Source organism: Saccharopolyspora elongata (genome assembly GCF_004348985.1).
Lineage (GTDB): Bacteria > Actinomycetota > Actinomycetes > Mycobacteriales > Pseudonocardiaceae > Saccharopolyspora > Saccharopolyspora elongata.
Genome location: NZ_SMKW01000004.1, coordinates 259,560 through 280,144 on the forward strand (window position 1 = coordinate 259,560; position 20,585 = coordinate 280,144).

24 protein-coding genes are annotated in these 20,585 nt (G+C 66.4%); 12 read left to right on the forward strand and 12 right to left on the reverse strand.

Annotation, left to right across the window (positions count from 1 at the left end; genetic code table 11):
* Positions 1–87: 87 nt before the first annotated feature.
* Genes E1288_RS05360 through E1288_RS05370 form a run of 3 tightly spaced genes read right to left on the reverse strand, consistent with a single transcriptional unit; the run spans position 88 to position 3,508 of the window.
* Positions 88–1,953, reverse strand: coding sequence for a glycoside hydrolase family 15 protein (locus E1288_RS05360; RefSeq protein ID WP_132481634.1), 1,866 nt, complete (start codon positions 1,951–1,953; stop codon positions 88–90).
* Positions 1,954–1,990: 37 nt separating this feature from the next.
* Positions 1,991–3,073, reverse strand: coding sequence for an SPFH domain-containing protein (locus E1288_RS05365; protein ID WP_132481637.1), 1,083 nt, complete (start codon positions 3,071–3,073; stop codon positions 1,991–1,993).
* A 3-nt stretch (positions 3,074–3,076) separates the two neighbouring features.
* Positions 3,077–3,508: an NfeD family protein gene (locus E1288_RS05370; protein ID WP_132481640.1), complete on the reverse strand. Its 432-nt coding sequence runs from the start codon at positions 3,506–3,508 to the stop codon at positions 3,077–3,079.
* Positions 3,509–4,038: 530 nt separating this feature from the next.
* Here E1288_RS05370 and E1288_RS05375 point away from each other — a divergent pair.
* The 4 genes from E1288_RS05375 to nhaA all read left to right on the forward strand — a co-directional run bounded on the left by E1288_RS05375 (position 4,039) and on the right by nhaA (position 7,111).
* The gene (locus E1288_RS05375) at positions 4,039–4,887 is read left to right on the forward strand and encodes an ATP-dependent DNA ligase (protein ID WP_132481643.1); all 849 of its coding nucleotides are present in this window, start codon (positions 4,039–4,041) and stop codon (positions 4,885–4,887) included.
* Between the two features lie 84 nt (positions 4,888–4,971).
* The gene (locus E1288_RS05380) at positions 4,972–5,241 is read left to right on the forward strand and encodes a lipopolysaccharide assembly protein LapA domain-containing protein (protein WP_408012964.1); all 270 of its coding nucleotides are present in this window, start codon (positions 4,972–4,974) and stop codon (positions 5,239–5,241) included.
* A 255-nt stretch (positions 5,242–5,496) separates the two neighbouring features.
* On the forward strand, positions 5,497–5,763 hold the full coding sequence (locus tag E1288_RS05385) for a DUF3040 domain-containing protein (RefSeq protein ID WP_235883354.1): 267 nt from the start codon (positions 5,497–5,499) through the stop codon (positions 5,761–5,763).
* A gap of 139 nt (positions 5,764–5,902) precedes the next feature.
* On the forward strand, positions 5,903–7,111 hold the full coding sequence (gene nhaA / locus E1288_RS05390) for a Na+/H+ antiporter NhaA (RefSeq protein WP_235883355.1): 1,209 nt from the start codon (positions 5,903–5,905) through the stop codon (positions 7,109–7,111).
* 84 nt (positions 7,112–7,195) lie between these two features.
* Here the strand turns inward: nhaA and E1288_RS05395 are convergent, their stop codons facing one another.
* Positions 7,196–8,776 carry a BCCT family transporter gene (locus E1288_RS05395; RefSeq protein ID WP_235883356.1) on the reverse strand — a complete coding sequence of 527 codons (1,581 nt, stop codon included), beginning with the start codon at positions 8,774–8,776 and terminating at the stop codon, positions 7,196–7,198.
* Between the two features lie 386 nt (positions 8,777–9,162).
* Here E1288_RS05395 and E1288_RS48610 point away from each other — a divergent pair, with 386 nt between their 5' ends.
* Complete coding sequence (locus E1288_RS48610) at positions 9,163–9,366, forward strand: hypothetical protein (protein WP_235883357.1); 204 nt, start codon at positions 9,163–9,165, stop codon at positions 9,364–9,366.
* A 21-nt stretch (positions 9,367–9,387) separates the two neighbouring features.
* On the opposite strand, the gene E1288_RS05405 is transcribed toward E1288_RS48610, so the two are convergent.
* Positions 9,388–10,218, reverse strand: a complete 831-nt coding sequence (locus E1288_RS05405) for a PucR family transcriptional regulator (RefSeq protein WP_235883358.1) — start codon at positions 10,216–10,218, stop codon at positions 9,388–9,390.
* Positions 10,219–10,589: 371 nt separating this feature from the next.
* On the opposite strand from E1288_RS05405, the gene E1288_RS05410 reads away from it, so the two are divergent.
* The gene (locus tag E1288_RS05410) at positions 10,590–10,844 is read left to right on the forward strand and encodes a Rossmann-fold NAD(P)-binding domain-containing protein (protein WP_235883359.1); all 255 of its coding nucleotides are present in this window, start codon (positions 10,590–10,592) and stop codon (positions 10,842–10,844) included.
* Here the strand turns inward: E1288_RS05410 and E1288_RS47895 are convergent.
* Positions 10,742–11,107, reverse strand: coding sequence for a hypothetical protein (locus tag E1288_RS47895; RefSeq protein ID WP_207954187.1), 366 nt, complete (start codon positions 11,105–11,107; stop codon positions 10,742–10,744). The two genes, E1288_RS05410 and E1288_RS47895, sit on opposite strands and share 103 nt — an antisense overlap.
* Before the next feature lie 464 nt (positions 11,108–11,571).
* Between E1288_RS47895 and E1288_RS05415 the strand changes: the two genes are divergently transcribed.
* The gene (locus tag E1288_RS05415; protein ID WP_235883360.1) at positions 11,572–13,203 is read left to right on the forward strand and encodes a hypothetical protein; all 1,632 of its coding nucleotides are present in this window, start codon (positions 11,572–11,574) and stop codon (positions 13,201–13,203) included.
* Positions 13,204–13,289: 86 nt separating this feature from the next.
* Here the strand turns inward: E1288_RS05415 and E1288_RS05420 are convergent, their stop codons facing one another.
* Together E1288_RS05420 and E1288_RS05425 are read right to left on the reverse strand one after the other, a co-directional pair.
* On the reverse strand, positions 13,290–14,798 hold the full coding sequence (locus E1288_RS05420; protein WP_132481658.1) for a sensor histidine kinase: 1,509 nt from the start codon (positions 14,796–14,798) through the stop codon (positions 13,290–13,292).
* Positions 14,795–15,481, reverse strand: a complete 687-nt coding sequence (locus E1288_RS05425; protein WP_132481661.1) for a response regulator transcription factor — start codon at positions 15,479–15,481, stop codon at positions 14,795–14,797. Before E1288_RS05425 ends, E1288_RS05420 begins: the two co-directional genes overlap by 4 nt.
* A 201-nt stretch (positions 15,482–15,682) precedes the next feature.
* Here E1288_RS05425 and E1288_RS46740 point away from each other — a divergent pair, with 201 nt between their 5' ends.
* The 4 genes from E1288_RS46740 (at position 15,683) to E1288_RS05440 (ending at position 17,045) form a co-directional block, all read left to right on the forward strand.
* A complete protein-coding gene (locus tag E1288_RS46740; RefSeq protein WP_165967991.1) occupies positions 15,683–15,826 on the forward strand; it encodes a hypothetical protein in 144 nt (47 codons plus the stop codon).
* Between the two features lie 80 nt (positions 15,827–15,906).
* Positions 15,907–16,290, forward strand: coding sequence for an aldolase/citrate lyase family protein (locus E1288_RS50300; protein WP_408012984.1), 384 nt, complete (start codon positions 15,907–15,909; stop codon positions 16,288–16,290).
* 60 nt (positions 16,291–16,350) lie between these two features.
* Positions 16,351–16,500, forward strand: coding sequence for an HAD family hydrolase (locus tag E1288_RS48615; protein ID WP_235883361.1), 150 nt, complete (start codon positions 16,351–16,353; stop codon positions 16,498–16,500).
* The gene (locus E1288_RS05440; RefSeq protein ID WP_235883362.1) at positions 16,497–17,045 is read left to right on the forward strand and encodes an HAD-IA family hydrolase; all 549 of its coding nucleotides are present in this window, start codon (positions 16,497–16,499) and stop codon (positions 17,043–17,045) included. Before E1288_RS48615 ends, E1288_RS05440 begins: the two co-directional genes overlap by 4 nt.
* A 71-nt stretch (positions 17,046–17,116) precedes the next feature.
* Here the strand turns inward: E1288_RS05440 and E1288_RS05445 are convergent, their stop codons facing one another.
* A complete protein-coding gene (locus E1288_RS05445) occupies positions 17,117–17,875 on the reverse strand; it encodes a class I SAM-dependent methyltransferase (RefSeq protein ID WP_207954188.1) in 759 nt (252 codons plus the stop codon).
* 284 nt (positions 17,876–18,159) lie between these two features.
* On the opposite strand from E1288_RS05445, the gene E1288_RS05450 reads away from it, so the two are divergent.
* Positions 18,160–18,603 (forward strand): hypothetical protein, encoded by a 444-nt coding sequence (locus E1288_RS05450; protein WP_132481667.1) that lies wholly within the window; start codon positions 18,160–18,162, stop codon positions 18,601–18,603.
* 261 nt (positions 18,604–18,864) lie between these two features.
* Here E1288_RS05450 and E1288_RS48620 read toward each other — a convergent pair whose 3' ends face one another.
* Genes E1288_RS48620 through E1288_RS05460 form a run of 3 tightly spaced genes read right to left on the reverse strand, consistent with a single transcriptional unit; the run spans position 18,865 to position 20,413 of the window.
* Positions 18,865–19,038, reverse strand: a complete 174-nt coding sequence (locus tag E1288_RS48620; protein ID WP_235883363.1) for a hypothetical protein — start codon at positions 19,036–19,038, stop codon at positions 18,865–18,867.
* Positions 19,035–19,664 carry a class I SAM-dependent methyltransferase gene (locus E1288_RS05455; RefSeq protein WP_235883364.1) on the reverse strand — a complete coding sequence of 210 codons (630 nt, stop codon included), beginning with the start codon at positions 19,662–19,664 and terminating at the stop codon, positions 19,035–19,037. Before E1288_RS05455 ends, E1288_RS48620 begins: the two co-directional genes overlap by 4 nt.
* On the reverse strand, positions 19,661–20,413 hold the full coding sequence (locus tag E1288_RS05460) for a hypothetical protein (RefSeq protein ID WP_235883365.1): 753 nt from the start codon (positions 20,411–20,413) through the stop codon (positions 19,661–19,663). The genes E1288_RS05455 and E1288_RS05460 overlap by 4 nt, the downstream gene beginning before the upstream one ends.
* Between the last annotated feature and the right edge of the window lie 172 nt (positions 20,414–20,585).

The following is a 20,585-nucleotide window of genomic DNA, read 5'->3' on the forward strand; positions in this document are numbered from 1 at the left end:
CCCGGGGCGGACGCTATCGGTCGCCGTGGTGGGACATCGACCGTAGTGGTCCATGTGTTTGCCGGACTGGTGATGTGATGCAGGCTCTCAATGGGTGAGGAACCTCGTAGTCCATTGTGTCCAGGGGTTGCTGGGTTGATGCATGCGTGGGCGCGGTCGTGACACATGCTCCTGACCGCCCGCGCGACGATCTTCGAGGCCGAGAGCAGTGTTGATCAGGGCGATGTGCGACAGAGCTTGGGGGAAGTTCCCGAGGAATCGGCCATTCTCGTAGGAGTACTGCTCTGGCAGCAGCCCGAGGTCGTTCCGCAGTGCGAGCACGTCATCGAAGAGCCTGCGGCCGTGAGTGCTGTCGCCCCGAAGCACGTAGTTGTCAGCGAGCCAGAAAGTGCATGCAAGGAAGGCGCCTTCACCCGGGGGTAGGCCGTCGATGAGGCGCGATCCGTCATCCATCGAGTAGCGCCTCACGAGGCCGTTCTCGCAAAGGTCGCGCTCCACAGCCGACACCGTACCGAGCATCCGCTCGTCATCCGCCGGCAGAAAACCGACGTCGGGGAAGGTGAGCAGTGCGGCGTCGAGCGAGTGCGAACCGAAGTATTGGGTGAAGGTGCCGCGCTTGGTGTCGTAGCCCTTCTCGCACACCTCGTTGAAGATGTCCGCGCGGATCCGTTTCCATCGGTCGGCTGGGCAGGGGAGCCCGAATGCCTGCGCATCTTTGATGGCGCGGTCGACGGCCACCCAGGCCATCACCTTGGAGTGCGTGAAGTGCTGCCGTGAGCCCCGCACTTCCCAGATGCCGTTGTCGGGTTCGTTCCAGTTCGACTCGAGGAAGTCCATGAGGGCGCGCTGCATCCGCCAGGCGTCCGGATCGGGTGGGATCCCGTGCGTGCGGGCTTGGTGCAGCGCGTCCATGAGCTCGCCGAAGATGTCCAGCTGGAACTGGTTGGCCGCGTCGTTGCCCACTCGGACCGGGCGAGAGCCGGCGTACCCGGGCAACCAGTCCAACTCGAGTTCCGGAAGCCGGCGCTCGCCGTTGAGGCCGTACATGATCTGCAGTTGCTGCGGGCTGCCGGCAACGGCCCGCAGCAGCCATTCCCGCCACTGCCGTGCTTCCTCCGCGTAGCCCGCGGTGAGCAGTGCCATGAGCGTGAACGTGGCGTCGCGGATCCAGCAGAAGCGGTAGTCCCAGTTGCGGACGCCACCGAGCTTCTCCGGCAGTGATGTGGTGGGTGCGGCGATGATGCCGCCGCTCGGGGCGTACGTGAGCGCTTTGAGCGTGATCAGGGAACGCATGACCGCGTTCCGGAGCTCGCCGCGGTACTGGCATCGCCCGGCCCACTCGCGCCACCAACGCGTCGTGACCTCGACCGCTCGACCGACACCGAGAGGTGCGGGGGCCTTCTGTTCGGAGGCCGTCCACGCAAGTCGGAAGTCGACGCTGCATCCGGCCGGCACGCTGAACTCGCCGCACATCGCGGCGCCCGCCAGCGACAGCTCCACGTCGGTGTCCAACGTGAGGCGGTCGGGCCCGGCGAGCACGTGGATTCGATGTCCTTCCGGCCGGATCCACGGAGTAACGCTGCCGTAGTCGAAGCGCGGGTTGATGGCCACTCGCATCGGAACCCGCCCGCGCACCCCTTCCACGCGGCGCACCAGATCGGCGTGGTCGTTGCGGATCGGCATGCAGTCCACGACCCGGATTTCGCCTTCGGCGCACGCCATGGTGGTCTCCAGCACGAGGCTGTCCTCGCGGTAAGCGCGCCGCACGGTGCGGAAGGGGCTGCGTGGTGCCAGCGCCCAGCGGCCGTGCTGCGGCTCACCCAGCAGAGCGGCGAAGCAGGCGCCCGAATCGAACTGCGGAAAGCACAGCCAATCGATCGTGCCGTCCGATGCGACCAGAGCGGCGGTGCGCGTGTCGCCGAGCAGTCCGTACTCCTGCAGCGGGCGTGACATCAGCTTCCTCGACACGGGAATCGTCCGGCCGGGAACGCTAGCCGCTGGCGTGATGCGATCGTTGCTCATCACGTCCGGGGGCGGCCTCTGGCGCGGACCGCGGCGACGCGATTCGATGAGCGGTATTGGTCTCCGCTGCAGCGGCCACCGCCGCTTCGGCGGCTTCGGCCGCTCGTGCCGCGTCCTCCGCCGCCTGTGCCGTCGGTTCGTCGGAGGGGCCTTCGCGAGTGGCGGTGGACTTCGGCAGGGCCTCGGTGAACGCGCGCGAGACGTCGTGGAGTGCGGAGGTGACCTCGCCCGGGATCACCCAGAACGTGTTGCCCGCGCCCTGGGCGAGCTGTGGCAGCACCTGGAGGTACTGGTAGGCGAGCAGCTTGGGGTCGGGGTCGTTCTGGTGGACAGCTTGGAACACCTGGTCGATGGCGCGGGCCTGGCCTTCCGCCTTGAGGATCTCCGCGGAGCGGTTCCCCTCGGCCCGCAGCACGGCGGCTTGCTTCTCGCCCTCGGCGGAGAGGATCTGCGATTGGCGGTTGCCTTCAGCCGACAGGATCACGGCACGCTTGTCCCGTTCGGCCCGCATCTGCTTCTCCATCGCATCCTTGATGGTTTGCGGCGGGTCGATGGCTTTGATCTCCACGCGGTTGACCCGCAGCCCCCATTTGCCGGTGGCATCGTCCAGCACGCCGCGGAGCTGGCTGTTGATGGTGTCCCGGGAGGTCAGCGTGCGCTCCAGGTCCATGGAGCCGACCACGTTGCGCAGCGTGGTGACGGTGAGCTGCTCGACTGCCTGCAGGTAGTCGGCGATCTCGTAGGCGGCCGCACGCGGGTCGGTGACCTGGAAGTACACCACGGTGTCGATCTCGACGACCAGGTTGTCCTCGGTGATGACCGGCTGCGGCTTGAACGACACGACCCGCTCGCGCAGGTCGATCTTGGGGTAGACCCGGTCGATGTACGGAATGACGAAGTTGAGTCCAGGGTGCAACGTGCGTTGGTAGCGGCCGAGCCGTTCGACGTTGCGCGCGCGTGCTTGCGGCACAATCCGCACCGCCCGGAGCACGGTGACGACGACTAACAGTGCGAGGAGCACTCCGGCGAGCAACGCGGCTGAGATTTCCATGGATCACTCCCGTGGGTAGACGATGGCGGTGCTCCCGCTGATCTGCATGACGTCGACAGTGGTGCCGGCCGTGATCACCACCGCGTCGTCGTAGGGACGTGCTGTCCACTCCTCGCCGTTGAGGCGGATCCTGCCGCTGTGACCGGTCACCTCTTGCAGGACGTAGGCGGACTTGCCGATCAGAGCCTCCACACCGAAGCGCTGGGATTCGGGGCGGAGCATGTGGCGACGCGCAGCTGGCCGCACGAGTAGGACACCGGCCGCGGAAGCGACGGCGAAGACCGCGAGTTGGGCGGGCAGTGGAAGACCGATCGCCGCGGACCCGGCTGTGATCAAGGCGGCGGCGCCCAGCATCCCGAGCGCTGCTGTCAGAGTAAAGATCTCCGCGATGCCCAGTACCACCGCGGCTATCAGCCAGATGACCCATTCGCCCATGCCGGTCCCTCTTCCGGAAGCCCATCGCGAACGCTACATACACCGTGCGCTGCTGGATCGGTGCAAACAAGGCACCGAGGCACCCAAAACAGCGACGTCTTGTTGCCGCATTCCGGCAAGGTGGATGCGCCGCCCGCCATCCTCCACCTCGGAGCCGAGGCGGAGCCGATTGCTTGGCGTACTCATCGGCTGCTGGGCCTGAGGCGCGCCTGCGGACATGCGGATCTTGCATGGCCGATGAAACGAAGCTCCGCCGAACATGGCCGACGGCGCACGTTGTCCTTCCGTTCCATCACGCCCACTCTTTACTTGTAGAAGTGCACATAACTGACGTAAAGGACGTGGCTGTTTCGGTGAGGAGCCGTGCAGCGGGATGAGTGCTTTCCCGTCGATGGCAAGGGGCCGGAGCAGATCGTGTCGAGGAAAAGAGCAGGTATGACCGTGATTCCGGAGGAGCAGGAAGCTAGTCGGTCGTCGCGAGGTGACCGGGCTGCGCTGAAAGTCGTGTGCGATGGGTGCGGGCACGCCACATGGAACTGGATCAGCGCCGCCGACGAATGGCCGACACGGTGGCACGAGTTGCACCGCTGTGGTTGGCGCGGCACGTCTTGGTCCTTCGGACCCCATTTCTGCCCGCGCTGCGCCAACGCGTACCTGCACGTCCGATTCGCGAGGTCGAGGTGATGGGGTTCTTACGAAGCAGCGGACAGCAGGTGATCGCCGCGGAGCGCGGTCCGGTTCACCGGTTGACCCCGATGCTGGCCGTCAACGGCGCGGCTCCGAACGGATTGGAGTGGGCGTACGAGTTCCGTTGGAGCGGGCGAAGGTGCCTGGCATTGGTGGAGCGCAACGTGGTGGAACTCATCGACCGCGCGGACAACTGGATGACGCAGGCGTACTCGGCGGCACTTCTGCGTGCGCTCAGCAACGACCGGGAAATGGTGCTGGATGGTGTGCTGGCCGACTTCGACGAGCGGACATGGACTTTCGCTTTTCGGTCATCGTGGGTCAACGGCCCCCGGAGGGAGGCCGGGCGCCGGGGAGCTTCCTGCTTCATCGCGTTCGACGTGCTTTGGCTGGACGGGACGAGCTTGTTGGCGGAGCCGTACCAGGTGCGCCGTTCGGTGCTGGCCAGCCTGGGCCTGCACCGGTACCCACATGTGGCGGTGCCGCCGCACTTCCGGGACATCTCTTCGGCACAAGTGCTTTCAATAGCCCGGGATTACCAACTCGGCGGGATCGTCGCCAAGCGACTGGGCTCGTCTTACCAGCCAGGGCAGTACTCATCGAACTGGGTAACGACGCGTTACGACTCAGCACAGTCGTTGGACCGAGCGGTCGCTGGGAACTCGGCGAGGGATGGCAAAAGGCAGGGGTGATCGGCCATGGAGAGACACGAGGGGTCGAATGAGAACCGGCTCAGCGACAGGACTGGCCCTTCCGGCCCTGCCGTCCACGAGAGCATGGACACCAGCCCGCAGCACACACGGGCCAGCGTCTTGTCGGGCGTGATCGTGATCGCCGCGATCGTGCTGGGCTTCTTGCTTGTCTTCATCGTGCAGAACTCGGCGAGCGCCACCGTCCACTTCCTCGGGATGCAGGGGAGCATGCCGTTGGGTGTGGCGATGGTGTTCGCAGCGCTGGCCGGTGCTCTCCTGGTCGCGCTCGTGGGTATTGCGCGCAGCCTGCAACCTCGTTCAGCGGTTCGCAAGCGCACGAGCAGACAGCACTGATCTGCCACGCAGATGCGGAGTACTTATGGTGTGAGTAGGGATTCACCGACACGATGGCTGCCGGCTACCGGCAAGGAAGGCGTGCCGTCTTTTCCTGAGGTCGACGCTGCCAGGAGCCGAGCGGATGGGAGACCAGCATCGAAGGTGCGGTCTAACAGGCATCCGAGATCCCGACTGCCGTTGGTCGGCGCCGGGTAGTGCGGGTGGGCGAGCGTTCGGGGGCTCGCGATGTTGAGCCGACGGTAGCGACGACAGTTGCGGGAGATCGAGCTCTGGTTCGAGGAGAATGATCCGGGGCTCGCAGCATACGTCCGGGAGGCGCCGGTGAGGTCCCCTCCTGACCGGCGGTTGCGGCTGCTCTCGGCAACGATGGTCGCTGGTTTCGTCTCCCTGCTGGGCGGGATCGTCGTGAGCCTGCCTGCGCTGGTGCTGCTGGGCATATGCCTTGTGGTCGGCGGATTTGCTTATATGTATTACTTGAAGGATGTTGCGGGTCGACCCGCAGACCATGATGAGCGGTAGCGTGCTCAGGCCAGCTTGATCGTAACGGTGATATTGATGGCTACCGACGCACCTGGCCCTTGCCCAGATCTGGTGCCGGGGTGAGGTCCACGTGGGTGGCTGCGGTGCGGATGATCCGAAGCGCTCGGTGACGCGGCGCTTGTTTCCTCGACTGTCCCAGGTGGAGAACCGGACAGTTGCCGAGGTTTTACGCGCTGAGTCGGTGGGCGGCGGTTTGCTGATGCTCGCGGCAGTAGTCGCGATGGGCTGGGCGAACTGGCCTTGGGGGCAGAGCTACGAGTCCGTGGTGGGATGGGTTCCGTGGCCAGGCGGCCGATTCCTCGGCCTGGACATCTCGGTCGGGCGATGGGCATCGGATGGCCTGCTTGCGATCTTCTTCTTCGTCGTCGGGCTGGAGCTGAAGCGCGAGTTCGTGGCCGGGGATCTCCGGGAGCCCCAACGGGCAGCGGTTCCCGTGGTGGCCGCGGTTGGCGGGATGATCGTGCCGGCCGTTGTCTACGTCGCCTTCAACCTCAACACCGGTGGGGAAGCTTTGCGCGGCTGGGCGATACCCATGGCCACCGACATCGCATTCGCCTTGGCCGTTCTGGCCGTGATCGGTTCGCACCTGCCCACCGGCCTGCGGGCGTTCCTCCTCACCCTGGCAGTAGTCGACGACCTGCTGGCGATAGCCGTGATCGCGGTGTTCTACGCCGGCAATGTCGACTTCGCATTGCTGTTGTCGGCGCTGGCTCCGATTGCGGTGTTCGGTCTGCTCGTGCAGATCCGCAGGACTTGGTGGTGGGCCTTGCTGCCGCTGGCGTTGGCAGCGTGGCTGCTGGTTCATGCCTCGGGTGTGCACGCCACGATTGCCGGCGTCCTGCTCGCCTTGACGGTTCCGGTTCTGAAGCGGGACACGCTGCCGGGCCTCGCGGATCGGTTCGAGCACGTGTGGCGACCGATTTCGGCGGCGGTCGCGGTTCCCCTGTTCGCGCTGTTCGCCGCAGGCGTCCCGCTGCGAGGCGGACAACTCGTCGATGCGATGACCGATCCCGTTGCGCTCGGTGTCATCGCCGGCTTGGTGATGGGCAAACTGGTCGGCGTTTTTGGATCGACCTTCGCGATGGCGAAGCTCACCCGGGCAACGCTCGACGAGAACCTCTCGTGGTGGGATGTCCTGGGACTGGCGCTGCTCACCGGAATCGGTTTCACCGTCTCACTCCTCATCGGTGACCTGGCCTTCGGCGCCGGGACCGAACGCGGCGAGCACGTCACTCTCGCGGTGCTCGTGGCCTCCCTGCTCGCGGCATGTACGGCGTCGGTGGTCCTTCGACTGCGCAACGCCGCCTACCGGAGGGCCGAGACGTAGCCGCCGCCAACGCATCCGAATGCGGGAAAGAGCTTGCGCAGCCAACATTCCGCCGGGCCTGGAAGGCGCGGCCGGTGCACGAGATCAGTCCACGTCACGGGGTGGTGACGGACGGTTCCGGCGTTGCGAACTCCGGCGAAGGTCGGTCAGGGGTTGAGGAGGATGGAGAGCCAGGGCCGCCAATCTTTCGGTTCTCAAGCCACGAACCAGCCCCAGGCACAGGAACAGCAGAACGATGCAGAACGGCAGTCCAGCGACGATCGAGGCCGTCTGCAACGCGCTAAGGGCCTCGCCGCCCGCCGCTCCACCCGCGAGCAGGAGAACGGCCGCGATGACGCCTTCCAGCACAGCCCAGAAAAGTCGTTGCTGCCACCGCGGATGCGGATCGCCACCGTTGGTGAGAATGTCGACCACCAGCGAGCCGGAATCCGAGGATGTTGCGAAGAACAGCACCACCACCAGGATCGCCACGACGGATGCCACGGCAGACACGACTTCTGGCACCGTTAGCTGGTTGAGCAGGACGAACAGCGCGGACTCCGGACTGGCACCAGCCAGCGGGTTACTCGGGTCCCTCAGCAGCAGCTGCAGGGCGGAGTTGCCGAAGATCGTCAGCCACACCATCGATGCGCCGACGGGAGCGAGCAAGGTGCCGATGATGAACGCCCGGATGGTGCGGCCGTAGGAGATGCGTGCGATGAACATGCCCACGAACGGCGACCAGGAGATCCACCAGCCCCAGTAGAACAGGGTCCAGGACGCCTGCCATTCCTGCGCAGCGCTGTCGCCTGGGAAGGTCTGCAGGCTCAGCCCGGCCAGGTTCTGCAGGTAGTGCCCGGCGTTCGCGGCGATGGTGTTCAACAAGTCCAGCGATGGCCCGGCGAAGAACACGAACAGCATCAAACCGAACGCCAGCCACAGGTTCGCCAGCGACAGCCGTCGAATCCCCTTGTCGATTCCCAGCATCACCGATACCACGGCGATCGTGGTGATGCCCAGGACGAGCACCACCTGCAGCGTGGTCGCGTTGGTGAGGCCGAACAGCGCGCTCACCCCAGCGCCCACTTGCTGGCCGCCGATGCCCAAGGACGTCGCGAGACCGAACAGCGTGCCGAAGACCGCGAGGATGTCGACCAGGTTGCCTACCCAGCTGTTGATCCGTTCACCGAGCAACGGGTACAGCGCGGCTGCAGGACGCAGCGGCAGTCCTCTGCGGAAGGCGAAGTAGCCCAACGACAGCCCCAGCACGATGTAGATGGCCCACGGGTGCAGACCCCAATGGAAGAACGTGTAGCTCATCGCGTTCTGCGCCGCCTCCGCGGTCGCGGGCGGGCCGGTTGGTGGGGCGGTGAAATGCGCGATGGGTTCGCTCACCGCGTAGAAGACCAGGCCGATGCCCATTCCCGCGGTGAACAGCATCGCGAACCAGGCCAGGTTGCTGTACTCGGGCGTGGAATCGGGCGGTCCCAACTTCACCGCTCCATACCGGCTGACCATCAGGACAACGACGAAGACGAGGAAGAACGTCGCCGCGACGATGTACAGCCATTCGAAGTAGGTGGTGATGAAGGCGTTCGCCGCGCCCGCGACCGTCGAAACGTTCCCCGGTGCGAGCACGCCCCACAGCACGAACCCCACTGCGACGACACCCGAAATCACGAACACTGGTGGGTTCGTGTGCTCCCGCACGTATTCGCGAAGCATCCGGAATCACCGCCCTGAACGGTGCGAGCGGTCTTCATTCCCTTCACACCACAGTACTCGTGCGCGTGCTGGAGGCACAGAGGAGCGCGACTCCGCGGCACCGCACGGCAGGGAATCTCGGGGCACGTGCAGAACGGTTCGAAGAGCTCGGGCGCGGGAACTTTGGAGTTGAGATGGACCCCTGCGGAAACGAGTGCTCCCGGGCAGGAGACCACGCGAGCTACCAGGCACTGCTCGCCGCGTGCGCCGCAGTCATTGTGTCGGCAGGCTGCGGGGAGCCTACGTCGCTGGCCGGCTCCCCTGCGGTCTCGGCACCGATGACATCGGCGCCCGGCGCGGAAGTGACAGTGCGCGGCACCGTGCAGCGCGGAATCGAACCGAACAGTTTGGTCCTCAGTACGGCTGATCAGGAGTACCTGCTGGTGCACCCGACGCCGGCGCTTCAGCCGGGAGTGATGGCGGTGGTCCGGGGACGGCCCGCCCGAACCGAACATGTCACGATGTGCATGCAGGGAACACCTCTGGTCGTTCTCGACGCGTCGGTCCGGTGAGCAATCGAGACGCGAGCCCGGCTACGTTGATCGATCGGGCCAGTCGAGGAGTTTGGCTCCGAGCACCGCGGCTTCCAACGTGAAGCGTTGCGCCGGATCGGTGGCCGAGTAGCCCGTGAGCTTCTTGACTCGGTCGAGCCGATAGGACACGGCGCGGACGCTCAGGTTCAGGTCGTCGGCTGCGGCATGGATCGTGCCGCAGCCGAAGTAGGAGGCGAGCGTTTCGATGAGCGGGACTGCCCCGCCCCGCGCGTGTTGCAAGGGGGCCAGGACCGTCGCGATCAGATCGTCGATGGCCGCTCGATCCCGAAGGAGTACTTGGAAGACAAGGAAATCGGCTGCCCTGATGACCCGGTCGTGGTAGCCCAAGCGGGTCGCGAAGAGCAGACTGGCGCGAGCCTCGTCGTAGGACCGGCGCACGCCGCCCGGACCTTGGTGGGCTCGACCGACCCCGATCCGCCACTCCGCCCAGGATCCGATCGCCTTGGAGATCTGGTGCGCCAGCTCGGTCGGCGTGTCCGGGAGGGTGCTGGGCGCGATGCACACCAGCGAACCGTCCTTCGTCGTGAAAAGCAGATCTCGACTGACGAAATAGCGGTACAAGGCGGTCTCGACTGCTCCGATTGCTTGACTGCTCTCCCGCAGTGGCTGATCGCCCTCGATGATGATGGCGATGTGCCCCTCCGCCAATCGAATGCCGAACCGCTGGGCTCGTTCGGCCATGCTCCCCGGCTCGCTGCGGCCGTAGAACAGATCATCGATGAACTCCCGGCGGGCGGTATCCTCCTGGCGGAGAGCCAGCCGATGCGCGCTCTCGTAGCCGTCCGCCAGCGCAGCGATCGTGTCGGCCACGGCGCGGAAACCAGCGTCCGTGACAACCGAGCCCGGTCCGTGCCCGGCCTTGTCCTCGGAGCGGGCTTCACGCCATGTCATCTGTATCGCCGCGAGGTAGAGCCGAAGGAGGTCACGCAGCGGAACGCCGGATTCCGCAGCCCGGCGCCCAGCAGCCCGGCGTTCCGCAACTTCCCGACGAGCGAGCCTCCGCCCCGTTGCGAGGACGACCTCCAGTACTTCCGGGTAGCCCTCGAGGAAAGCGGCATCGACCCCAGTCGACTTGGAGGCGCTCGCCGTGATCACGTCGGACGCTGCTTGCCGACCCCGCACAGCGGAATCGTATCCCGTCCTGCCTGGTCTGGCGTGGTCAGCCACTGCGCCCGCTTGGCGTGAATGTCTCCAGCGCCTACGGCCACCGGCCGTTGCCAGGCACTGCCCACTACGCCGCGTCCAAGGCCACCCTCGAACAGCTGACCCGCAGCTGGGGTGCTCGCTGCCGACGGTGTGCGCGTCAATGCCCTGGCCCCCGCCGTACGGAAGGTCAGGCCCTGGCCGCCGCCGGGCTGATTGAGGCCGCCATCGAACAGATCAAGCGGGACGAGGCTGCCCGCATCCCGATCGGCCGCCGGCGGCGAGCCGCATGAGGTCGCCTCGTGGTCTTGCGTACGTCGGCGTCGGTGAGGTCGAGGACGATGACGATGCTGTGCAGGTTGCCGGTGTAGTCGAACCGGTAGACCAAGTCGTTGCTGGAGGCGAAGCCCACGTACTCGGCGCATGGCATGCGCGTCGGCACCGCAGCCTTTGAGGCCGCGCGCATGCGCGGACAGCCGAGCCAGGGCTCCCCGCCTTTCGCAAGCTCCTCGTCGAACTCACAGACTTGCTCGGGCAGTGCCAGCGCGTCCAACATGCTCGCATTTCCATCGAGACAGACGAACGCCCGTGATCAGTGTCGGCACGAGGACAAGAGCCGTGGTCGCCGGAGTGTTCGAGGCCGCTCACATCACCCGCAGACGGCCGTCCGACAGGTCGCCAGCTTTCCGCATGTCACACACCACTCCACCCGTAGACCGTGGCGGTGCGCTGCGGAAGCACGGGAGTCACATCGTGGACCTGGCGAGCGGTCGAAAACGCTAGCCGTAGTGCGGGTTGTCGACGAATCGTCATATTCGGGTGAAAATTGGTGGCCAGATCGGTGATCTGCTGTCGAAGAACCGGCACATACCGCTCATAGGGTGAGGCACATCCACCGAAGTTTCGTGAGGAGCGGTTCTTCGCATGACGGCCACAGTGTCGGCCCCAACTGTCGAAACACGCGAGCAGCAACTGGTCTCGCCCGTCCGACGTGGACACCGGTCTTGGTCCTGGTTGTCCGTGCTTGGCGGAACAGCCGCGATCGGCGCGCACGGGGCGCTCTACGGCAGCTGGTTCGTCGACGACGCCGCCATCACCTTCGCGTACTCGCGAAGCATTGCTGAAGGGCTCGGCCCGGTTGTGCAGCCCGGCGCGCAGCCAGTCGAAGGGTTCTCGAATCCGACGTGGACGGTCTTGCTCTCCTGTGGTCGCCTGCTCGGTCTGTTCGACCGGGGCGAACTGTTCGGCGTTCCGGACTACGTGTTGTTCCCGAAGGGCCTCGCGCTGCTGTGCATCGTGGGAATGCTCGCGGTGTGCCACGGCGTGGCACACCGCGTCACGCAGCACGCGTGGCTGGTGACGCTCGCCGTCGGCGGGATGCTGGCTGTGATCCCGTCGTTCGTGATCTGGTGCTTCTCCGGGCTGGAGAACTCGCTGTACACACTGATCATCGTTGGGTTGGCGGCACTGCTGTGGCACGCGTCGCTGGATGGTCGGCTGCTGAGCACCAAAGTCGCGGTAGTGGCGGGTCTTCTCGCCGCGGCTGCGGCATTGACCAGGCCCGAGGGTCTGATCTACGGAGGCGCTTACCCCTTGGCCATGCTGGTCCAGCTACGCCGGTCCGAGCTGGCCGCCGCCGTGCGCGGGACCGCACTATCCGTGGCGGCGTTCGCGCTTCCGGTCGGGGCCTACGTCAGCTGGCGATACCTGGAGTTCGGTCGCCTGCTGTCGAACCCGTCCGTGGCAAAGGCCCAAGATGTCCCGGAGCTCTCCGATCTGCTTCGCCCGACCGAGCTGATCGGCTACGCCGGCCCGCTGGTGGTGCTGGCGGCTGCGATGATCGTTGGTATGGCGCTGGGCCGGTCGATGGCCTGGAAGCCCGGTCTGGCCTGTCTGCTGGTTCCGTTGCTGCTGGCCGTGGTCGCTTACGCCGTGCTCCAACCGGACTGGATGGCGCAGTACCGGTTCGCGACGCCGATCTGGGCGCTGGGCTCGTTGGTCGTCGTGCTCTCAGCGGTCGAGGTGTTCAGTCAGGGCCGGCATCGGACGGTGTTGGCATTGGGGCTCCTCGCCGCCATCGTCCCGTCGGCGCACGCTTTCCGCGCCCATGCCAGGGAATTCCGGGCAGTGCCCAACATCTCCATGTGCTACGTCGCCGATCGGCTCGGCCGGGTGCCCAACGCTTACGCCGACATCCTCGGCGCGAGCGACGCGTCGATCCTGATTCCTGACCTCGGGGGCTCTGCCATGACCAGCAAGCTGCGGCTGATCGACATGGGCGGCCTGGTGGAGCCGAAGATCGCCGACTTCATGAACAGCGGGGACATGGCGGGCATGCGTGACTGGGTCTTCGCGGAGGTCAAGCCCACCTTCATCCACTCCCGCTCTATCTGGGGCGGCTACAACGGGATCTCTTCTGACCCGCGGATGCGTGACTACGTGCAGATCTACCGCTACGAGCTCCCCGGCCCGCCGGCCGGGGACTGGGTGCGCCGGGACGCGTTGCACGGCGAAGGGACCCTGCGTGAGCTCCGCGAGTACGCCGAGTCAGTGGTGGCCGAGGTGGACCGCAAGGATGCGGCTGGGGATTGGCCGAGGCGCCACTGCGGTCCGACGCTGCGACCCGGGCAGTCCGAGGTCGGCCAGGCCTGAGCGTCGACGGGCGAGGCCGACCGGCGAAATCGCGTGGCACCGCCCGTCGGCAGACTGCGAACGACGAGTTCGGAATCAGCGGGGTCTCAGAACTCGTCGTCCGGTTCCGGTCCGCGTGGAACGGCCAGCGTGAATACGGCGCCACCGTCGTTGTGCACGGTCAGGCGACCGTGGTGGGCAAGGGCGTTGCGGCGGGCGATCGCCAATCCGAGTCCGCTTCCCTCGGTCGCGCTGCGTGCCCGATCCCCCCGAACGAAGCGGTCGAACAAGATTGGGATCAGCTCGTCGCTCACCCCAGGGCCGGAGTCGGCGACCCTCATCATGACGTGGTCGACATCCGTCCCATCGAGGCTGACGGTGACCGGTTCGGCGCCGTGATGCAACGCGTTGGCCAGCAAGTTGCAGGTGATCGTGTGCAGGCGGCGCGGATCCCCGACGAGCGTCACGTCGCCGCTGGTGCGCAACTCGATCCGCGAGCCTCCGCCGATCAGGTCGACCGCGTCCAGCACCAGGGCGTGCAGGTCGACCGCTTCCGGGCGGACCTCCGCGGCTCCGGAGTCGAGCCGGGAGATCTCCAGCAGGTCCTCGACCAACCGGGCCATCCGGCGGGCCTGCGTCGTGACCAGCAGCACGGCCCGATCACGCGAATCGAGGTCGGGATGCCGCAGGCTGTCGGCCGCTGCGACCAGCGACGCCGTGGGCGTCCGAAGGTCGTGGGCGACGTCGTCGACGAACCGCTGTTGCTGCCGTTCCTTCTGTTTGAGCTCCTCGATCAAGTCGCCGAGCCGCTCGGCCATCGAGTTGAACGAACTGGTCAGCTCGGCGATCTCGTCGTTACCGCGCACCGGAAGTCGGACGTCGAACGCGCCGTTGCCGAGCCGATGCGCTGCGGCGGCCACCCGGCGCACCGGACGCTGGATGCTGCTCGCTGCCACCAGCGCGGCCGCCACGCCCAGCACCGAGACCACGAACGCCACGACGACCAACGTCCTGCGCAGCTGCGAGAGTTCGTCTTGCAGCGGCCGCATGTCGTAGAACTCGACGAGCACCAGATCCGGATCGATCTTGGCGGCGAATGCCAGCAGACCGCCCCGCTCGATCGCGACCAGGCCGGTAACCGTGCCGCCCTGACGGGCGCGGTAAATCAGATCCCTGGTCAGGTTCACCCAAGGCGTGGTAGTTGCGACTTTCACGGGGTCGGGCAAGCCGGTGAACTCCAACGCCGTTGCGGGTTGCTCATCCAGCTGGGCTTCCGGGCCGTAGTAGCCGTTGCCGGCGGTCAACATCGCCCGTCCTCGCACTGCGTCCGGTGCGGGCATGAAGTCGAGAACGGTCCAGTCCAGGCCCTTGCGGCCCAGCATGTAGTCGGCGACCAACCGGATCCGGCCACCCGGCCCGGTGGCGTTGGCAAACCGCGTTCGCACCTGGCTCAGGTCCGACGAGAATCCGGCGTTGGCCGCTGCGGTGAAGCGGTCAGTGGTGCCGGTGGCCTGGATCCGGTACACGGCGAACGCCATCGCGATCGTCGCGGTGGTGGTGACCAGCACCACCGCGATGACGATCCGCGCCCGCAACCCGAGGTGCAGGGTTGTCATGGCTTCACGAGTCGGTAGCCGAGCCCGCGCACGGTTCGCAGAAGCACCGGGTTCCCGGCGTCTTCCTCGATCTTGGCGCGCAGCCGGGCCACTGCAGCGTCCACGATCCGGGAGTCGCCGACGTATCCGTAGTCCCACACCTGCCGGAGCAGCACCTGGCGGCTGAGCACCTGCCCTGGGCGGTCAGCGAACTCCAGCAGCAGCCGCAGTTCGGTGGCGGTGAGGTGCAGCTCCTGGCCATCACGGGTGACGACCAGCGAGAGCGGATCGATTTCCAGCGGCCCGAACCGCAGACACGGGTCGGTGTTCGCGTCGGGCGGCATGGATCTCCGCAGCACCGCCTTTATACGGGCGTCGATGATCCGTGGCTCCGTGGGCTTGACCACGTAGTCGTCCGCGCCGCCCTCTAACCCGACGACCACGTCGATAGCGTCACCGCGCGCGGTCAGCAGGATCAGCGGCACTGTGCTGGCGATCCGAATCCGACGGCAGACCTCGAAGCCGTCGATGCCGGGAAGCATCACGTCGAGCAGCACCACGTCGGTGGCGTGGCCCTCCGACAGCAGCGCCAACGCCCGTTCACCGGTTGCCGCAACCTCCACGCTGTGCCCGAGGCTGCCGAGCGCGAGGCTCAGTGCCTCCGCCAGCGCATCATCGTCCTCCACCAGCAATACCCTCGCCACACTCCTGAACGTTAGCCCAGGGGGTGAGAGAAGTGGCTACCCCCTGGAATGTCGACCGCGCGATGCTGGGTTCGGGGATGCAGCGGCGCGGGTGGTCACCGAGGACGAGGTGGCGGATGCGGTGATCGCCATGTTGCACATGTCGGGTCTGTGCTCAGCTGACTCGACATGTCCGCGGGAATGGTGGCGAGATGAGCGAATTTGAAGCAACGGCTGAATGTGGGGGAGCGGCGGCTGGTCGGAGGCATTCTCCGCATGCCGGCCGAACCTATGGTGGAGATGAGCGGCATCGCCGGCCTGGATTTCGTCGTGCTCGACTGCGAACACGGCCGGCCGATCACGTAGCGCTGCAACGCCATGTTGTGTCGGCCAGCGCGCACGGAATCTGCACGCTGGTGCGAGTGGGCGCGGACGAACCAGCGCTGGTGCAGCGGGTTCTCGACCTGGGCGCGGACGGTCTGATCGTGTCGCACGTCGACACGCGGAGCAGGTGGTGGGCTTCGCCCACTACCCGCCGCGCGGTGAACGCGGGTTTGCCGTCTACAGCCGCGCCGGGCGACACGGAGCTCAAAGCACCGCTGAGCACCTCACCGCTGCAGCGGAAACCACGATCGTCGTGCCGAATTCTCGAGGCACCACGAGCATGTGACAACGCGGCGGAGATCGTGGCGGTGCCCTGCGTCGACGCGGGGTTCGTGGGCCCCGCCGATCTCTCGGTGGCAATGGGCCTGACCGGTGGCGCAGCAGAGCCTGCGGTCTCTGGACGAAGCCCTGAACATGGCTGGCGGCAACCCGCGGACCGGAATTGAATTACTCGGGACCTGCGTGACCGGCCGAGTGCTGGTGTGGGAGGAGCGATGGAAGGCACTATGCCCACCCGACCACGGGTAGTGATCTTCGACGTTGTGGAAACGCTCATGTCGTTGGAGCCATTGCGCGACCGCCTCGCCGAGGTCGGTCTGCCGGGGCAGTTGCTGGAGCGCTGGTTCGACCGGTTGCTGCGGACGGGATGGCGTTGAGCCTGGCTGACGACTACGAACCGTTCCCGGCCGTGGCCGCGAGCGCGCTGCGCACGCTGGCCCGCGGCGACATCGGTGATGCCGGTGTTGCCCACGTGGTCACTGGGTTCGCCGAGTTGCCCGCGCATCCCGACGTCGAGCCGGCGATGAAGATCCTTGCCGAGTCCGGCACGGCGATGGTCTGCCTGACCAACGGGGCAGAGGAGACAACCGAAGGCTTCCTCCGGCGCAACGGCCTGGAAGCGTATGTGGATCAGATCATCAGCGTTTCCGAAGCTGACAGCTGGAAACCACGTACGCGGGTCTACCGCTACGCGTTGGAGCGGCTACGCCGATCCGCGGACGAGGTCGCATTGGTCGCCGTCCACGCCTTCGACTGCCACGGTGCGAAACGGGCTGGGCTCACCGTCGGGTGGGCGAGCCGACTGGAAGGCCACTACGCCGAGGTGTTCAGGTCCGCCGACGTCACCGGAACAGATCTTGTGGACGTGGTCCGGGGTCTGCTCGAACTACCCCAGTCAGTGAGGCGCCAGCAGCGCGCATGAGAGAGGTATTCAGTTCAACGATCGGGGGCCTTGTTGCCGTCTTGGCCGCGCACACTGCGGCCTCGCTCCGGCTAGGGCAAAACCTGACGTCGGGCGACGACCCGGCGCAACGGCAGGGGCAGTGTCCGGCCGGGACGGGCCCACGCACCCAGGGTGTGCTTGGCCGCGGCGATGCGATCCGCGCTGGTGCCCGGGAGGTACAGGCTGTCGACGAGTAGCTCGGCGGCTTCGCCAGTGCTGATCGGAAACAGGAATGTCCGACGATGGCTGGAGACGATCTCGAAGCTGCGCCGGCCCAGGACTTTGACAACACCGTCGCAGACACGCGGGTTGAGCCAAGGATGGCTGGTGACTCCGAGAGCGTTGAGCACGCTGGCCCAGCCGAGCCACCCGCGCGGCGCGAACCCAAGTCTCGAGGGCACCAGGGCCGCGAGGAGCCCGCCGGGCCGCAGGATGCGCGCGATCTCGGCCAGTGCGGCGCTCAGCGGTGTGAGCACCTGCAGCGACATTGCGGCGCAAACGGCATCGGCGGCGTTGTCGGCGACGGGCAGGGCATCGGCTCGTGCCTGCACGAGGGGGCAGCGACCAGCGGCGACGGCCACGGCCAACTCACTGGAGCTGAGGTCCACGCCGACCCAGCGGCGGCCGATCAGGTGCTCGCGGGTCGGGGCGGTCCCGCAGCCGATATCCACGATCAGTCCCGAGATGTCGTGCAGCGGCTCGGCCAGCCATCCGTACGGCGAGCTGTCCACCCGGCTGAGTACTCGCTCGGATGCCGGGCTTCTCACCGTGAAATGCGGCGAGGTAGTGCCGCAGTTCGCTTCGGTCATGTCCGCTCCGGTGCCACGATTGGAGAGTTTGCCGGTAGGAATCCATACCGCGCACCATGAGATCCGAGCCGATGTCGAACGCGCCGTCCATGTCGCGGTCACCGCGAATCAGCATCGCGGCTCGCGCCAGGCAGTCCTCGCGTTCGGAGGGAATGCAGTGCGGTGTCCCGGCGGCACCGGCTCACCTGCACCGGTGACCTGATGTGTAACCCGTGTTACTGACACGGTGGCGGGCGCGGGATGGACGCTTGCCGTGAAGGTTGCGTCGATGGGGAGGAATGATCATGTCTGTTGCTCATCCTGCACACCACCCGGTGCAGTTGGTCTTGTCCCGGGGGCTTTACGGGGCTCTGGCCGGTATCGGCGGTGGGATCGTGTTCGGCATCCTCATGGCGGCGATGGGAATGCTGCCGATGGTCGCGATGCTCGTCGGTAGCACCAACGTCGGGGTCGGGGTCGTGGTGCACCTGGTGATCTCGGCGATCCTCGGTGCGGGCTTCGGCCTGGTGGCTCCCTTCACCGAGTTCTGGCCGCTGCTCGGGGCCGGTGTGGTCTACGGCGCGGTCTGGTGGGTCCTCGGTGGTCTGTTGCTGATGCCCGTCGGGCTGGGCATGCCGGTGTTCCAGGTGGGGCAGATGGCCGTCATGAGCCTGGTGGGGCACCTGCTCTATGGAATCGTCATGAGCGTGGTGCTCTTCGGGTTCCGGCGCCGGGCGGGCCACGTGTGACCGACGCTGAACGTCCGGCGTTGCGGATCTACATCGCACCCGGCTGCGCCAGTTGTTGGTCGTGCTGTGCTGTGCCGCCCCGGTGATGATCGCCGCTGGAGTGTTGGGCCGCTTGGGGCTGGCTTGCCGAACCTGGCTGCTCGCTACGGCTGGACTGATCGTTCTCGACCTGCTGGTCTGGATTTGGCGGGGCGTCGTCACGGCGATGCCGGGCACAACACGTGACCCCGCCACGGCAGCTGCAACGCCCAATTCGCCCCGTCACGCGGGTTTCTCGGCGATGAGGTGGGCGTAGCCGAGGGTTCCGTTGGCGGTGGCTTCGGCGGCCAGGCGGGTGTGGCGGAGGACTGCGTCGACGTCCACACCTGCGGCGTCGAGCTGGCCGGGTGCGGTCATGCGCAAGAGTTTCAGTCGCGCCTCGATGGTGTCGATCATGGTTCGCAGGCTTCGTCGTGGCGCTGGGTGTGGGTGGTGCGCAAGTCGGCCCCGGCGAGGATGGCGGCGTAGTCCTCTAGTGGCCGGGCGTCGGCGATGCAGGCCACCCATGCGGTCAGGCCGGCGAGTTCGGATGGGAGCCCGTCGGGGTGCACGGTGACGTCGGTTATGCCGACCCGTCCGCCGGGCTGGAGCACCCGCGCGAGTTCGGCAGCTGCGGTGTGTTTGTAGGGGAAGGTACAGAAGGCGCACTCGCAAACGACGGCGTGGAAGATGTTGTCCGGCAACGGGAGTCCTTCAGCATCGCCGACGTGGAAACGCACGCTGTCCGACAACCCGTCAACGCGGGTGGTTTCCCGTGCCTTGCCGACTATAGTCGGATTGAGCTCGATCCCGTCGACGTGGACGCCGAAGCGGCCGACCAGCAGTCGGGCCGTGGCGCCGGGGCCGGAGGCGATGTCGGCGACGCGTTGCCCTGGGCGCAGGTCGAGTGCCTCGGCCAGCCGAGTGGACAGTGCTTGTCCGCCGGGGTGGTAGGAGTCGCCGAGCAGGAGCGCGACCGCATCCTGGCCGTAGGCAGCGGCACAACAGCCCTTGATCACTTCCGGATCCTGCGGTGCGGTCATGATTCCACCGCCTTGCGGCCGACATTGGTCGAATCCGGTGCGACGGTTCCTCTCCGGTGACCGTTCTTGGCGATCTTGGATCCGTAGGGCGAGTCGGTCACGATCGGTTGGAGTTCGGTGGCGTTGGGGACCACGTCTGCCACGTCCGCACCGGACATCTGGGCTCGTACCTGTTCGCGGTAGCCGACGGAGTTGTAGGCGCAGAACGGGATCATCCGGCCGTCCGGGGTGATTTCCTCGACGCAGCACTTCATGAGCTGCTTGACGTTGAGGGTGTAGGGATCCTGAAAGTCCTGGACGACGATCATGAACGCCTTGTCGCCCAGGTCCTTGGCGGCTTCGGGCAATTCGATGCCGCACGCCTCGCACTCCAGCTGTGCCGTGGTGGATTCCAGGTTGCTCATGGTCGACTCCGTACCCATGAACGCCGAGGCGCTCCACAACTGCTCCAGCGCCTCGCGCACCGCCTGATCGGGCATGACACGGTTGGTGACGTAGTCGAGGTGGTCCTCGATGTTGAGCGGCTGTGGGATGGGGATGACGTAGGTGCGGTCGTCGGTCTTGTCGACGAGCAGGTAGGTGATGGAACGACAGGTGGGGAGCCAGCGGGATTTGCGCAGGTAGACCTTGTAGTCCCGGATGTTGACCTGGGCGTCCACCACGACCTTGCACGCCGGGCAGATGCTCTTGGTGTACTCCAGGAACACCTCATCGCGATCGCGCTTCCCCGCGGGGCTCGGCTCGGCCATGCTGCTCTCTGCTTTCCTCGGCGAACTCGAACTGGGCTTCAACCCACCAGATTGCCGCGGTCGTCCACGACAACACTGTCCGCCACTCGACAATGTTCGGCATCGCCGGACCCGGGCGGTGACCGAATGTGCCATAGAGTTGACATTCCGGTGGGCGCGGAGGACCTGCCAT